At 63.5% G+C, this 13,634-nt stretch carries 10 protein-coding genes; 7 read left to right on the top strand and 3 right to left on the bottom strand.

Annotation, left to right across the window (positions count from 1 at the left end; genetic code table 11):
* Nucleotides 1-2: 2 nt before the first annotated feature.
* Complete coding sequence (locus tag IWX88_RS07955; RefSeq protein ID WP_196829082.1) at nt 3-3,023, bottom strand: bifunctional [glutamine synthetase] adenylyltransferase/[glutamine synthetase]-adenylyl-L-tyrosine phosphorylase; 3,021 nt, start codon at nt 3,021-3,023, stop codon at nt 3-5.
* Between the two features lie 37 nt (nt 3,024-3,060).
* Nucleotides 3,061-4,416 (bottom strand): glutamine synthetase family protein, encoded by a 1,356-nt coding sequence (locus IWX88_RS07950; RefSeq protein ID WP_196829080.1) that lies wholly within the window; start codon nt 4,414-4,416, stop codon nt 3,061-3,063.
* A 58-nt stretch (nt 4,417-4,474) separates the two neighbouring features.
* Here IWX88_RS07950 and IWX88_RS07945 point away from each other — a divergent pair, with 58 nt between their 5' ends.
* Both IWX88_RS07945 and panB read left to right on the top strand, forming a co-directional pair.
* Nucleotides 4,475-6,241, top strand: coding sequence for an NAD+ synthase (locus IWX88_RS07945; RefSeq protein WP_196829078.1), 1,767 nt, complete (start codon nt 4,475-4,477; stop codon nt 6,239-6,241).
* 369 nt (nt 6,242-6,610) lie between these two features.
* A complete protein-coding gene (gene panB / locus IWX88_RS07940) occupies nt 6,611-7,447 on the top strand; it encodes a 3-methyl-2-oxobutanoate hydroxymethyltransferase (protein ID WP_196829076.1) in 837 nt (278 codons plus the stop codon).
* A gap of 78 nt (nt 7,448-7,525) precedes the next feature.
* On the opposite strand, the gene IWX88_RS07935 is transcribed toward panB, so the two are convergent.
* Entirely contained in the window at nt 7,526-7,696 is a 171-nt protein-coding gene (locus IWX88_RS07935; RefSeq protein ID WP_196829074.1) for a methionine aminopeptidase, read from the bottom strand.
* Between the two features lie 34 nt (nt 7,697-7,730).
* Between IWX88_RS07935 and map the strand changes: the two genes are divergently transcribed.
* From map to IWX88_RS07910, 5 genes are all read left to right on the top strand, one after another.
* Nucleotides 7,731-8,597: a type I methionyl aminopeptidase gene (gene map, locus IWX88_RS07930; RefSeq protein ID WP_196829072.1), complete on the top strand. Its 867-nt coding sequence runs from the start codon at nt 7,731-7,733 to the stop codon at nt 8,595-8,597.
* A gap of 95 nt (nt 8,598-8,692) precedes the next feature.
* On the top strand, nt 8,693-9,442 hold the full coding sequence (gene ppgK, locus IWX88_RS07925; protein WP_196829070.1) for a polyphosphate--glucose phosphotransferase: 750 nt from the start codon (nt 8,693-8,695) through the stop codon (nt 9,440-9,442).
* Nucleotides 9,443-9,502: 60 nt separating this feature from the next.
* Nucleotides 9,503-12,025, top strand: a complete 2,523-nt coding sequence (locus IWX88_RS07920) for a DUF4118 domain-containing protein (RefSeq protein WP_196829067.1) — start codon at nt 9,503-9,505, stop codon at nt 12,023-12,025.
* Nucleotides 12,025-12,705 (top strand): response regulator, encoded by a 681-nt coding sequence (locus tag IWX88_RS07915; RefSeq protein ID WP_305038634.1) that lies wholly within the window; start codon nt 12,025-12,027, stop codon nt 12,703-12,705. Before IWX88_RS07920 ends, IWX88_RS07915 begins: the two co-directional genes overlap by 1 nt.
* Before the next feature lie 170 nt (nt 12,706-12,875).
* A complete protein-coding gene (locus IWX88_RS07910) occupies nt 12,876-13,511 on the top strand; it encodes a nucleoside/nucleotide kinase family protein (RefSeq protein WP_196829065.1) in 636 nt (211 codons plus the stop codon).
* Nucleotides 13,512-13,634: the final 123 nt, after the last annotated feature.

Raw genomic sequence — 13,634 nt, 5'->3', positions numbered from 1 at the left:
GCTCAGCCAGTGGTCGGTCCCGGGGCCTTCTCGATCCCATAAAACCGCTTCTCAAAGACCGCACGAGCCAATCGCGTCACCCGGAGGTAATCCTCTTCGAGAGCGCTTGCGGAGCCGGGCGGATACTCGAGCAGCCGAGCGATACCGTCGAGCTGCTGGCGCTCGGTGGGGAGCACATCGGTAGTCCGCGTCATCCAGAGCACCAGTGCCGACCGCACACGTGAGGCAAAAATCCAGGCATCCCGCAACCGTGCCGCGTCTGCAGTGGTAACGAGGCCTTTCGTGCGTGCGACCTCGAGGGCGGAAAGCGTCGACGTGGTGCGAAGGCCCGAAACCGTGGCGCCGTTCTGCAGCTGGATGAGCTGTACAAACCACTCCACGTCGCTGAGCGAGCCGCGACCGAGTTTGAGGTGCCGGGCGGGATCCGCTGCCTGAGGCAGACGCTCCGACTCGACTCGCGCCTTGATGCGTTTCACCTCGCGAACGTCGTTCTCTGCAATCGAGGCGGGAAACCGCACCTCGTCAGCGAGTGTTTCGAAGTCGGCAAGCAGCGCGGAATCCCCCACCGCTCCCCGAGCGCGCAGCAGCGCCTGCGCCTCCCAGGTGAGCGACCATCGGGCGTAGTAGGCGCGATAGGAATCGAGGGAGCGCACCACCGCTCCGTTCTTGCCCTCTGGACGGAGGTTGATATCCAGATCGAAGGGCAGCCGCAGGTCTTCCGTGAGTCGGTTGAGCTCTCCCACCAGGTATTTGGCTCGCGTGGCAGACTCTTCGCTCGAGGCACTGGTGGCACGGTAGACGAACAGCACATCGGCATCAGATCCGAACCCGAGTTCCTGACCGCCGTAGCGCCCCATGGCAACGATACCGAACTCGATACCGTCGTCATCGGGTCGCAGAGCCCTGAGCATCCCGGTGAGAAAAGCGGTGGTCACATCGGAGAGAGCCCGACCGAGCTCCTCCACGCGCACCACACCGAGAATGGCTCCGATGGCCAGGCGCAGAACCTCCCGGCGCCGAAGCGTGCGCAGCGCGAGAGACGCGGTTTCCACATTGTCGTGCCTTGCGAGGGTGGATGTGACCTCGTCGAGCAGCGCGGCAATCGGTCGGGGAGCAAATTCCTCCTCCCGGTCGAACCATGCCGCCGCCTCCGGGATTCGCTCGAGAAGCACGCCGACGAACCGGGAGGACGACAGCACACTGGTGAGACGCTTAGCCGCCCCGGATGAGTCCCGCAACATTCGCAAAAACCAGTAGGACTCCCCCAGTTCGTCGCTGAGCCTTCGGAAGGCGAGCAGACCATAGTCCGGGTCCGCCCCGTCGGCGAACCACTGCAACATCACGGGAACCAGATGACGTTGGATCGTCGCGCGCCGCGACACCCCGCCGGTGAGCGCACCGATGTGCGCGAGGGCACTCTTCGGATCGCGGAATCCGATCGCTGCTAGACGCGCAACAGCCTGCTCGCTGGTCAGGGCGAGACCGTCATCGGGAAGCGCGGCGACAGCCGAGAGCAGCGGACGATAGAACAGCCGCTCGTGCAGGCTGCGCACCGCAAGCTTGGTGCGGTTCCACTGCTCGACCAGGTCGTTCGCCCCGGTGGCTATGCCACTTGCCCGGGCGAGCACCCGCACCGCATCGTGATCGCCCGGCATGAGGTGGGTGCGACGCAGCTGCGCCAGCTGCAGGCGGTGCTCGAGCAGCCGAAGAAACCGATAGTCGCGGGAGAATTCAGCCGCTTCCACTCGCCCGATATAACCCTGCTCCGCCAGTGCAACGAGGGCGGGAAGGGTGGCCCGCTGGCGCACGAGGGCGTCGCTCTGGCCATGCACAAGCTGAAGAAGCTGAATCGTGAACTCCACATCGCGAAGGCCACCAGGACCAAGCTTGAGCTGGTAGTCGAGTTCGGCGCTCGGAATGTTATCGGTGACCCGCTCCCTCATGCGCTGCACCCCCTCGACAAAGTTCTCCCGCGAGGCGCTCGACCAGACCTTGGGGGCGACCGCCGCCACATATCGCTGCCCCAACTCGGCGTCACCGGCCAGCGGTCGTGCCTTCAGCAGCGCCTGGAACTCCCAACTCTTCGCCCAGCGGTCGTAGTACGCGATGTGGGAATCGAGGGTGCGCACCAGCGCACCGTCCTTGCCCTCTGGGCGCAGGTTCGCATCCACTTCCCACAGAGCAGGTTCTCTTGAGAAGTCGTGGATACCCCTCATCGTGGCCATCGCCAGTCGGGTTGCGATCTCTACCGCCCGCGCGTCCGAGACCTCCCCGGATCCCTCCGCGACGAAGATCACATCCACGTCACTCACGTAATTCAGCTCTCTGGCACCGGCCTTTCCCATGCCGATAATCGACAGCCGGGTCGCCGCGACCTCAGCGCTGGGAAATCTCACGGTTGCGCGAGCCACCAGCATGGCGGCATCGAGCGCAGCGGCCGCAAGGTCAGAAAGGGCCGCGGCCACGGTGTCGAGGCCATCGAGCGGATGTGCCTGGCCGAGGTCCCACGCGGCGAGTTGGGTGAGGTGGCGACGGTAACGCACCCGCAAAGCATCCCAGGACGCCTCCTCGTTGTCATTATCAATTGAGGCGACCGAGTCTGCGAGTTCGCGGTGGTACAGCTCAGCAGCCGGGGGCTGGCTGAATGGCAGAGCCAACACCGATAGCTCCTCCGGATGACGCAACAGAAAGTCCGCGAGCCCGGCGGATGCTCCGAGTACGCGAATCAGTCGATCGGCCGCCAGGGCATCCCCGAGCAGTGCGACGGTCTGGCTAGGGGACCGCCGCGCCAGCGCCACAAGGAACCGAAGCGCTGCGTCTGCGTCAGCCGCATGCGCGAAGAGGGGCAGGAGTTGCGCAGAACTGGGGATGTCACCGCTGACTCCGCTCCTGGCGGGGCTCTTGGCGCGGCCTTTGGCGCCAGCCAGCAGGTCATCCAGTTCCGCGCTCAGAGTCACGGCCTGGTCGAGCTCGGTAAACCCGATTCTCGCGAGGTCGGTCAGGATGGATTGTTCGCGCGCCATTGCCGTCGAGTCCTCAACTGCAGGTCAGGGAGTGCCGTTACAGCATCTCCAGGTTGCTTTTGAGCTCATACGGGGTGACCTGTGCCCGGTACTCGCGCCATTCCTGGCGCTTGTTCAGCAGCACGAAGTTGAAGACCTGCTCCCCAAGGGTCTGCGCCACCAGCTCTGATTCCTCCATGAGCGAGACCGCATGGTCGAGGCTCGCCGGAAGCTGGTTGTAGCCCAGCGCGCGGCGCTCCGCATCCGAAAGTTCCCAGACGTTGTCTTCGGCCTCGGCGGGAAGTTCGTAGCCTTCCTCGATGCCCTTGAGTCCAGCGGCTAGCAGTAGCGAGAATGCCAGGTACGGGTTCGCCGCAGAGTCGATAGCGCGATACTCCACCCGGGCACTCTGGCCCTTGTTCGGCTTATAGAGCGGAACGCGCACCAGCGCGGACCGGTTGTTGTGACCCCAGGTGACAAAGCTCGGCGCCTCGCCGAGCTTGTTCTGTGAGGATCCGCCCCAGAGCCGCTTGTAGGAGTTGACGAACTGGTTCGTGACCGCGGTGATCTCCGGCGCATGCCGCAGAAGACCGGCGATGAAGTGGCGACCGATCTTGGAGAGCTGATATTGGCCGGCCCCGTCGTAGAACGCGTTCGTGTCGCCCTCGAAAAGAGACATGTGGGTGTGCATCCCCGACCCGGGTTCTCCCGAGAGGGGTTTGGGCATAAACGTCGCGTATACACCCTGCTCGATCGCAACTTCTTTGATCACGGTTCTGAATGTCATGATGTTGTCAGCCGTGGTTAGCGCATCCGCATAGCGGAGGTCGATCTCGTTCTGACCGGGGCCGGCCTCGTGGTGGCTGAACTCCACCGAGATACCCAGGTCTTCCAGCATACGCACCGACCTGCGTCGAAAGTCATGGGCAGTGCCCCCGGGAACGTTGTCGAAGTAGCCGGCGCGGTCAACCGGCTGCGGGCCCTCCGCGCCGAACTGCGAGCTCTTGAGCAGGTAGAACTCGATCTCCGGATGGGTATAAAAAGTGAATCCGCGCTCGGCTGCTCCCGCGAGGGTGCGCTTGAGCACATTGCGCGGATCTGCGACGGCTGGCTGGCCATCGGGTGTCGTGATATCGCAGAACATGCGCGCGGTGGGATCGACTTCCCCGCGCCAGGGCAGGATCTGAAAGGTCGCCGGATCCGGATGCGCGAGCACGTCAGCCTCATACGACCGAGTGAGACCCTCGATCGCCGAGCCGTCGAATCCGAGGCCCTCGGCGAACGCTCCCTCGACCTCTGCCGGTGCGATTGCGACGGATTTGAGAGTGCCGACAACATCCGTAAACCAGAGGCGGATGAACTTGACGCCGCGTTCTTCGATGGTACGGAGAACGAAGTCGCGCTGCTTGTCCATGGGCTCCCTTTAGTGCTCACTCCGGAGCAATTCAGCCCCGACTATTAGGCTAGTGGCTATGCCCCGAATCCGCTTGGCGCTCGGCCAAACCAACCCCGTCGTCGGCGATCTGGCCGGCAATTCCGCACAGATTTTTGCCGCAGCCCACCGCGCATCCGCCCAGGGAGCCGACCTGCTTGCGGTCGGGGAAATGGCCATCAGCGGATACCCGATCGAAGACCTCGCGTCACGGCCCAGCTTTCTCGTCCAGTGCCACGACGCCGTCGTCGCACTCGCTAAGCAACTGCAGGATGCCGGGCACGGCGATCTGGCCGTCATCGTCGGGCATCCGGATGGACCATTCGAACCCCGGCTGCTCGGAACCAGCAGCGCGCCAACCGCCATCGCCCAGAATTGCGCCAGTGTTCTGCAGCACGGCCACATCGTCGCGCGGTACGCCAAGCACCACCTGCCGAACTATTCGGTGTTCGACGAGTACCGCATCTTCATTCCGGGCGACGAGCTTCTCGTGCTGCGAATCAGGGGTGTGGATGTCGCGGTGATCGTCTGCGAAGATCTCTGGCGCGACGGCGGACCGGTCGCTCGCGTACTCGAGGCCGATGCCGGGCTTCTCGTGGTGATCAATGCCTCACCGTTCGAGCGTGATAAGGACGAGGTGCGGCTTCCCCTGGTGACCCGTCGCGCGGTCGAGACCAACACGACGGTCGCCTATGTCAACATCATCGGTGGCCAGGATGACCTGGTCTTTGACGGCGACAGCGTTGTGGTGGACGGCACGGGCACGATTCTCGCGCGGGCACCCCAGTTTGTGGAGCATCTGCTCGTTGTGGATCTCGAGGTCGCCGCAGTGAAAGATCTGTCCGACGCGACGATTGTGACGGGCGCGACGGTTGCGACGCTGCCGAGAAACATCACGCGGGTCACTCTGGTCGACGGACCGGAGGAGAAGCCGCCGCTGCAGGCCGATCTGGCCACCCTTCCGGATGATCGCGAACAGGTGTGGAATGCCCTCGTGCTCGGTCTGGGTGATTATGTGCGGAAAAACGGCTTCCGGTCGGTGATTCTCGGCCTGTCCGGGGGCATCGATTCTGCCGTCTGCGCCTCGATCGCCGCCGACGCCCTGGGCGCCGACCGGGTCTGGGGGGTGAGCATGCCGAGTCGCTACAGCTCGGACCACTCCCGCTCCGACGCTGACGACCTCGCCGACAACATCGGACTGCACTACTCGACGGAGGCGATCGCCGACCTGGTGCTGCCGATCGAGACCCAGCTGAAGCTCACCGGGACCGCCGCCGAGAACGTACAGGCGCGCATCCGCGGCGTCATTTTGATGGGGCTCTCCAATCTTGACGGGCATCTGGTGCTCACCACCGGCAACAAGAGTGAACTTTCGGTGGGGTACTCGACCATCTACGGTGACTCCGTCGGTGGGTTCGCTCCGATCAAAGACGTGCCGAAGATGCTCACCTGGGAGTTGGCGCGTTGGCGCAATGAGGCCGCGATCGCCCGCGGCGAGGTGCCACCCATCCCCGCGAATTCGATCGAGAAGCCGCCGAGTGCCGAGTTGCGGCCCGACCAGACCGACCAGGATTCCCTCCCGCCCTACGAGATTCTCGACGCGATCCTCGACGCCTACATCACCAGGGCCCTTGGCCGCGAGGATGTGATCGCTCTCGGTTTCGACACGGAAACCGTCGATTTCGTGACCAACCTGGTCGACCACTCCGAATGGAAGCGCAGGCAGGGTGCAATCGGTCCGAAGATCAGCGGAATGGCATTCGGTCGCGACCGTCGACTACCGATCACCTACCGGCCGAGCAGGTAGAGCCCGGGGGTTATCCAGTTGGTGGCCCTCGGCTGATGGCTGCGGCTTCGATGGCTGCGGCTTCGATGGCTGCGGCTTCGATGGCTGCGGCTTCGATGGCGCTTCGGGTCAACTCGTGCCGCGCGCCCGACAGCGGATACCTCCGGCGGCTCGCCGTTCATCGGGGGTGACACGCCGCCGGGTCTTGCAAATATCCGCCCTCAGAACCATCATTCGCGGTGCCGCAGTCGCGCTACGCAGGTGAGCTGGTACAGGACCGGGCCGCAGCCACCCCGTCGATCGCCACAGTCCCGTGAGCACAACCAGTCCTCGCAAGCAGCACAGTGAGCGACACAGCCGGCTATCAACCCCCAGGCTAGTATTGCGCGCATGACCGACCCCACTGCAGCGGCGACCAAGGCGAACCTCAAAAAAGTGCGAACACGGCACTTCTTGAGCGCCAAACAGAACGGTGTAAAGATCACCGGGCTCACCAGTTATGACCAGCTCACGGCATCCATCTTCGACGCAGCGGGAATCGACTTCCTACTCGTCGGTGACTCCGCTGGCAACAATGTGCTGGGCTACGAGACCACGCTTCCGGTGACTATCGACGACCTCATCCCACTCACCCGCGCGGTAGCCGGGGCTGTCACTCGCGCTTTGGTCGTGGCCGACATGCCATTCGGCTCTTACGAGACCGGGCCAGACGAGGCCTTGCACACGGCGTTTCGATTCATGAAAGAGACGCACGCGCACGCAGTAAAGCTCGAGGGCGGCGTGCGCAGTGCCGAGCAGATTTCTCGGATCGTCTCCGCCGGGATCCCGGTGATGGGCCACATCGGATTCACTCCGCAGAGTGAACACGGACTCGGCGGCCACATCATCCAGGGCCGCGGAGACGGAGCAGAACAGCTGCTTGCCGATGCCCACGCCGTGGAGGATGCGGGAGCCTTCGCCGTGGTACTCGAGATGGTGCCATCGCTCGTTGCGAAGCGGGTCACTGAGGAATTGAGCATTCCGACGATCGGCGTTGGAGCCGGTCCGCACGTCGACGGCCAGCTGATGGTCTGGACCGACTGGGCTGGACTCACCACGGGACGCATTCCCAAATTCGTCAAGCGCTACGCAGATCTCAACGGTGTGCTCACCGGTGCGGCCAAGCAATACATGGCGGATGTCGCCGGCGGCGATTATCCGGCTGAAGAGCACGAATACACGGACTGATTCCGCGCCGGTGCAACTGCGACCCTGTGCAACTGCGACCACGTGCAGCGGTGCGGCACCGCTGCCACCGATCGGGCGTCAGTCGTTCTTCGCGTCGTCGGCGGCCCATTTGCGTGCTCGCTCGGCGATAATCTCCGGCGCGCGCACTGCATCCTCTCTGCTGTCAAATGGCCCGTCCAGTTCGGAGGCGAGTGACTGCTTCCCCTCCTCCACCTCGTGGGTGCGGATGTTGTAATACCACTGCGTCATGAAAGGCTCCTCGCTCGCCACTAAAATTACTCCTATGCCCAAGGATTCGAATGGTCACCTGGTTGCGGGGCACATCACCCCCACGCGTTTGGTGCCGAAGCACATCGTGCGGCCGGAATACGTGGGACGGCCCGCTCCCTCCCGGTTTACCGGATCAGACATCTATGACGCGGAGGCAGTCGGGCGTATCCGGGAATCGGGGCGGATTGCAGCGGATGCCATCGCTCTCGTCGGTGCACACGTACGGGCCGGTGTCACCACGGATGAACTGGACGTAATCGGCCACGACTATATGGTCACTCACGACTCCTACCCCTCGACTCTCGGCTACCGCGGTTTCCCCAAGTCGCTCTGCAGCTCGGTGAACGAGGTGATCTGCCACGGCATCCCCGACAACACGGTGCTCGAGGATGGAGATATCGTGAACATCGATATCACTGCCTTCAAAAACGGGGTGCATGGTGACAGCAACCAGACCTTCATCGTCGGGCAGGCATCCGTGGAGGTGACGGAGCTGGTAGAGCGCACCCGCGAGTCGCTCAATCGCGGGATCAAAGCGGTGGCGCCGGGCCGCGAGGTCAACGTGATTGGTCGGGCGATCGAGTCCTATGCGCGTCGCTTCGACTACGGCGTCGTGCGGGACTTCACCGGACATGGTGTCGGCGAAGCATTCCACTCCGGCTTGATCATCCCCCATTACGACGCCGCGCCGGCCTATTCGACCGAGATCGAAGTCGGTATGGTTTTCACGATCGAACCGATGCTCACTCTCGGTGGTATCGAATGGGAAATGTGGGCGGATGACTGGACTGTGGTGACGAAGGACCGCAGCATCACCGCCCAGTTCGAGCACACCATGGTTGTCACAGAGCGTGGTGCAGAAGTACTCACCCTCTCCTAATCGAGCGCGAACCGTCCAAATTCACCGAACCGTTCAAACTTACAGAACCACCCAAGTCTCATCCGTTCCACCCCACACTCGAAAAGATTGGCCAGATGGCTGACAAAGCGGTAGGCATCGATATCGGCGGCACCGGCATCAAGGGAGCAATCGTCGATGTTTCGACGGGCAAGCTGCTCAGCGACCGGGTGAAACTCCCCACCCCGGACGGCGGTGAGCCAGACGCCATCGTGCTGACCGTTCAGGAGGTTGTGAAGAAGCTAGGTTCGCCCGATAAGAAGCTGCCGATCGGCCTGTGTTTTCCGGCCGTCGTCGTCAAAGGACGCACCCTGTCGGCCGCCAACGTCTCGAAGAAGTGGATTGGCCTCGAAGCCGAAGCACTTTTCGAACAGGGCCTCGACCGCGACATCACCTTCGTGAACGATGCAGATGCCGCTGGCTATGCCGAAGCGCTCTACGGTGCGGCGGAAAAAAACAAGGGCCTCGTGATCTTGACCACACTCGGCACCGGAATCGGCACCGCGCTCATTTACAAAGGCGTTCTGATCCCCAATGCCGAGCTCGGCCACCTGCAAATCGAGGGGGTCGACTGGGAGACCCGTGCGGCCTATTCGGCGAAGGAACGCGAGAATCTGAGCTGGGAGGAGTGGGCGGGGCGCCTGCAGAAATATTATGACCAGCTCGTTGCTCTCTTCCACCCGGACCTCTTCATTGTGGGTGGCGGGGTGTCAAAGGAACACAAGCATTTCCTCTCCCTGTTGACACTCGACACCCCGATCGTGCCAGCAGTGTTGCGCAACAATGCCGGCATCCTCGGCGCTGCAGCCCTCGCCTCCGGTAAGTAAACCGGTGCGAGCCGTCACGGGATACCTCCGAGAGGCTCGACTGAGCATGGCTTCGTCCCGATGACTCGCGGCATCCTGCAGGTCTATCTCGGTGCGGCACCCGGAGTCGGCAAGACCCTCGCAATGCTGGATGAGGGGCAACGACTTCTCCAGGCGAATCTGGATGTCGTCATCGGTCTGGTCGAAACACATAGCCGTGCGGAGACCGCACGACGAACCGAGGGACTCGAACTGGTGCCCCGACGCAGCGTCAATCTTCGCGGGGTGACCGTCGAGGAGCTCGACCTCGACGGTCTCATCGCCCGCCATCCGCAATGGGCTCTTGTTGATGAGCTTGCCCACACGAACTCGCAGGGAAGCACCCACGAGAAGCGCTGGCAGGATGTGCAGGATCTGCTCGACGCAGGTATCAACGTGATCTCAACGGTGAACATCCAGCACATCGCATCTTTGAACGACGTGGTGCAGACGATCACCGGAGTCGTCCAGCGCGAGACGATCCCCGACTCGGTACTGCGCTCAGCCGACCAGATCGAAGTGGTCGACCTCACACCGGAAGCTCTTCGCGCGCGCCTGGCCAGCGGCCACATCTACCCTGCCGGTACCATCGACGCCGCGCTGAGTAACTACTTCCGGCTCGGCAACCCCACTGCTCTACGCGAACTCGCACTGCTCTGGCTCGCCGACGAAGTGGATGTCGCGCTGCAGGCCTATCGCAGCGAGCACGGTATCCGTGGCAAGTGGGCGGCACGGGAACGAGTCGTCGTGGCCCTGCCGGGTGGGGCCGAGGGCGATACCCTCCTCCGCCGCGGTGCCCGGATTGCGGCCAGAACCAGTGGCGGTCAGCTGCTCGCTGTTCACGTGTCGAGCTCTGACGGGCTCGCGGAGCCAGATCCGGGGGCACTCGTCACCCAGCGCTCGCTGGTCGAGAGCCTTGGTGGCAGCTATCACCAGGTCGTTGGTGACAACACTCCGACCGCACTCGTCGAGTTTGCCCGAGGGGTGAATGCGACCCAGCTGGTGATCGGTGCGAGTCGGCGCAGTCGGCTCACCACGTTCCTCACCGGAGCCGGTATTGGCCAGACCGTGATCCGGGCCTCGGGAGACATCGACGTACATGTCGTCTCGCATGCGTCGGTTGGAATGCTGCAGCTGCCGAGGACCGGCGGCGCACTCACCCTTCGCCGGCGACTCGCCGGCTTCGTCCTTGCTCTGGTGGGCCTTCCGCTGCTCACGTGGGTGCTCAGCTCAATCCGGAGCAACGAATCGCTTCCGAGTGACGTCCTGGCCTTCCAATTGCTGGTCGTGGTCGTGGCACTCATCGGCGGTATCTGGCCCGCCGTCACAGCAGCGGCGATCGCCGGTTTGCTGCTCGACTTCTTCTTGGTCAACCCGATTTACACCATCACCATCGCCGACCCACTGCATTTTCTTGCCCTCGTGCTGTTCCTGGTGATTGCGGTACTGGTGAGCCTGGTCGTCGACCAGGCGGCACGCCGCAGCCGTTCGGCAAAGCGTTCGGCGGCCGAGGCGGAGACACTCGCAACGGTGGCCGGCAGCATCATCCGCGGTGAGAATGCGGTGGAGGCGCTCGCAAATCGGATGCGCGAGGTCTTCGGGATGACCAGTGTCACCGTGGCGTCCGGTGGCTCGCAGCTGTTCGAGTCCGGGGCGGTGATAATCAGCAGCGCGAATAGTCGAACCGTCGTCGAGTTCGGTGACAATGGCAGTGTTGTGTTGACCGGTCGTGGGCTGCACCCCTCTGATCGTCGCATTCTCAATGTTTTCGTCGTCCAGATCGAGGCCGCACTCGAACAGCGCGAGTTGCGTACGGCCGCGCAGGGCATCCGTCCACTCGAAGAGGCGGATCGCCTGCGTACTGCGCTCCTCGCCGCCGTCGGCCACGATCTGCGCACCCCCCTCTCATCGGCAACAGCCGCGGTGTCGAGTCTGCGAAGCACCGATGTCTCGTGGAGCGACCGTGACCGCGAGGATCTGCTCCAAACAGCCGAGGAGTCGCTGCACCGGCTAGCAGACCTTGTGAACGACCTGCTCGATGCCAGTCGGCTGCAGGCCGGCGCGCTGCCGATCTCCCTCTCCCGGGTCGGCCTGGACGAGATCGTTCCTCTCGCCCTCGACGAACTTGACGTACCGCTGGAGCGGGTGCGTGTGGATGTTTCGCCCGATCTGCCCGAGGCCTTCTGCGATGCCGTGCTGCTGCAGCGCGGAATTGTCAACCTTGTCGCGAACGCGCTGCGCTACTCCCCCGTTGACGCCCCGCTCATCATCACCGGGAGCAGCTTCGGTGCGCGCCTGGAGCTGCGGGTGATTGACCGCGGTCCCGGCATCCCCCCGGCAAAACTCGCTGAAGCCTTCCAGCCGTTCCAGCGGCTGGGCGACACCGATAACACCACAGGGGTCGGCCTCGGCCTCGCCCTCTCCAACGGCTTCATGGAGGCGATGGGCGGCAGCCTCGAAGCCGAAGACACTCCCGGCGGTGGGCTCACGATGATGGTCTCTCTGCCGACGAACAAAACCGTCGCGGCAGAATTGCCGGAATCTGAGAGCGGGACGGGGTCCTGATGCGCATCCTCGTGGTGGATGATGATGCGCAGATCCTCAAAGCACTGCGGATTAATCTCGTGGCCCGGGGCTACGAGGTGTTTCTCGCCCAGTCAGGACCAGAGGCGCTGGATGTCGCGGTGCGCATCACACCCGAACTGGTGGTGCTCGACCTCGGACTCCCCGGCTTCAGCGGCATCCGCGTGATCGAGGGCCTTCGCGGCTGGACCGAGGTGCCGATTCTCGTCGTGAGTGGCCGGACAGATTCGGGAGACAAGGTCGACGCGCTCGATGCGGGAGCGGATGACTATGTGACGAAGCCGTTTGCGATTGACGAGTTGCTCGCCCGCATCCGTGCCCTCAGTCGGCGTTCGACCGCCGAACCGGACAAGCCCGTGGTGACCTTCGGCGATGTGACCGTCGACCTCTCCGCTCACACCGTGTCGAAGGCACCATCGGGGATCGTCAAGCTCACGCCGACCGAATGGCACATCCTCGAAGTGCTCGTGCGCAACCCGGATCGTTTGGTGACCAAACACCTGCTGCTCACGACGGTCTGGGGTGCGGCATATGAGAAGGAGGATGGGTATCTTCGGCTCTATGTGGGCCAGCTCCGCAAAAAACTCGAGCCCGAGCCATCCCGACCCCGTTTTCTGCTGACGGAGCCGGGGATGGGCTACCGTTTCGCGCCCGGGGTGTGATTGCCCGGGCTACCGGAGTGGAGATATCACGCCACGACCGGTCCTAACCCCCGCCACCGGGGAACAAGTCCTGGAGTGGAACAACAGAGTCATCACGGCACCTCTGATCGGGTGGGTATGCTCGGTTTCCCACGAGAAGCGCATTACCGCACCGAATCGAGCAACGCCCCATGGGAGCTACTCCTGTCGATCTCACTAATCTGGCTGACCATCTCCGCGCTCGACTTCACTCCACCGGCTCTCGCCAGATTGTCGGCATTGCCGGAGCACCGGGCACTGGCAAGTCCACTTTCGCTCTCGGCCTCGCGGAGGCGCTCGGGCGCCAGAGCAGTGCGATAGTGCCAATGGACGGCTTCCACCTGGCGAACGAGATTATCGAGGGCACTCTACTTCGAGATCGGAAGGGGGCGATTGACACCTTCGACATCGGCGGGTACCTGTCGCTTCTTCGCAGGCTGCGCGACCGCGACGAGCCTGTTGTCTTCGCGCCGTGTTACCGGCGCGGCCTCGAAGAACCAATTGCTGCATCGATTGCAGTGGCCCGGGAGATCGACTTCGTCATCACCGAGGGTAACTATCTGCTCTCACTGGAGCCTTCCTGGCGCAGCATCCGCTGCCTGGTGGATGAAATCTGGTTTCTTGACACTGCCAGTGAGCTGCGCATCCCGCGTCTGGTTGAACGGCATGTCGCCTTCGGTATGAGCCGGGATGCCGCTATCGCTTGGGCCACCGGTCCAGATGAGGCGAACGCTCGGGTTGCCGAGTCAACCCGACAGCGTGCGGATCGCCAAATCTCAGGCGGCTGAGAGCCAAAGCGGGCCAGCACGGCCGAAAGCGGGCCAGTTCGGACAGAATGGGCCAGCGTGCCGACCCGAGAAGGCCGAACTCGCCCGGATTGCCGTGCAAGACAGCGCAGAGGCCGCGCCGGG

Origin of the sequence: Frigoribacterium sp. CG_9.8, assembly GCF_015751965.1 — a bacterium.
Taxonomy (GTDB): Bacteria; Actinomycetota; Actinomycetes; order Actinomycetales; family Microbacteriaceae; genus Lacisediminihabitans.
The sequence above is the reverse complement of the archived record's forward strand: the minus strand, read 5'-3'. Positions and strand labels throughout refer to the sequence as shown.

What these genes read in the sequence shown, in the direction of transcription:
- IWX88_RS07955 (WP_196829082.1), bottom strand. Translation starts at nt 3,023, where the DNA reads ATGGCGCGCGAACAATCCATCCTGACCGACCTCGCGAGAATCGGGTTT.
- IWX88_RS07950 (WP_196829080.1), bottom strand. Translation starts at nt 4,416, where the DNA reads ATGGACAAGCAGCGCGACTTCGTTCTCCGTACCATCGAAGAACGCGGC.
- IWX88_RS07945 (WP_196829078.1), top strand. Translation starts at nt 4,475, where the DNA reads ATGCCCCGAATCCGCTTGGCGCTCGGCCAAACCAACCCCGTCGTCGGC.
- panB (WP_196829076.1), top strand. Translation starts at nt 6,611, where the DNA reads ATGACCGACCCCACTGCAGCGGCGACCAAGGCGAACCTCAAAAAAGTG.
- IWX88_RS07935 (WP_196829074.1), bottom strand. Translation starts at nt 7,696, where the DNA reads ATGACGCAGTGGTATTACAACATCCGCACCCACGAGGTGGAGGAGGGG.
- map (WP_196829072.1), top strand. Translation starts at nt 7,731, where the DNA reads ATGCCCAAGGATTCGAATGGTCACCTGGTTGCGGGGCACATCACCCCC.
- ppgK (WP_196829070.1), top strand. Translation starts at nt 8,693, where the DNA reads ATGGCTGACAAAGCGGTAGGCATCGATATCGGCGGCACCGGCATCAAG.
- IWX88_RS07920 (WP_196829067.1), top strand. Translation starts at nt 9,503, where the DNA reads ATGACTCGCGGCATCCTGCAGGTCTATCTCGGTGCGGCACCCGGAGTC.
- IWX88_RS07915 (WP_305038634.1), top strand. Translation starts at nt 12,025, where the DNA reads ATGCGCATCCTCGTGGTGGATGATGATGCGCAGATCCTCAAAGCACTG.
- IWX88_RS07910 (WP_196829065.1), top strand. Translation starts at nt 12,876, where the DNA reads ATGGGAGCTACTCCTGTCGATCTCACTAATCTGGCTGACCATCTCCGC.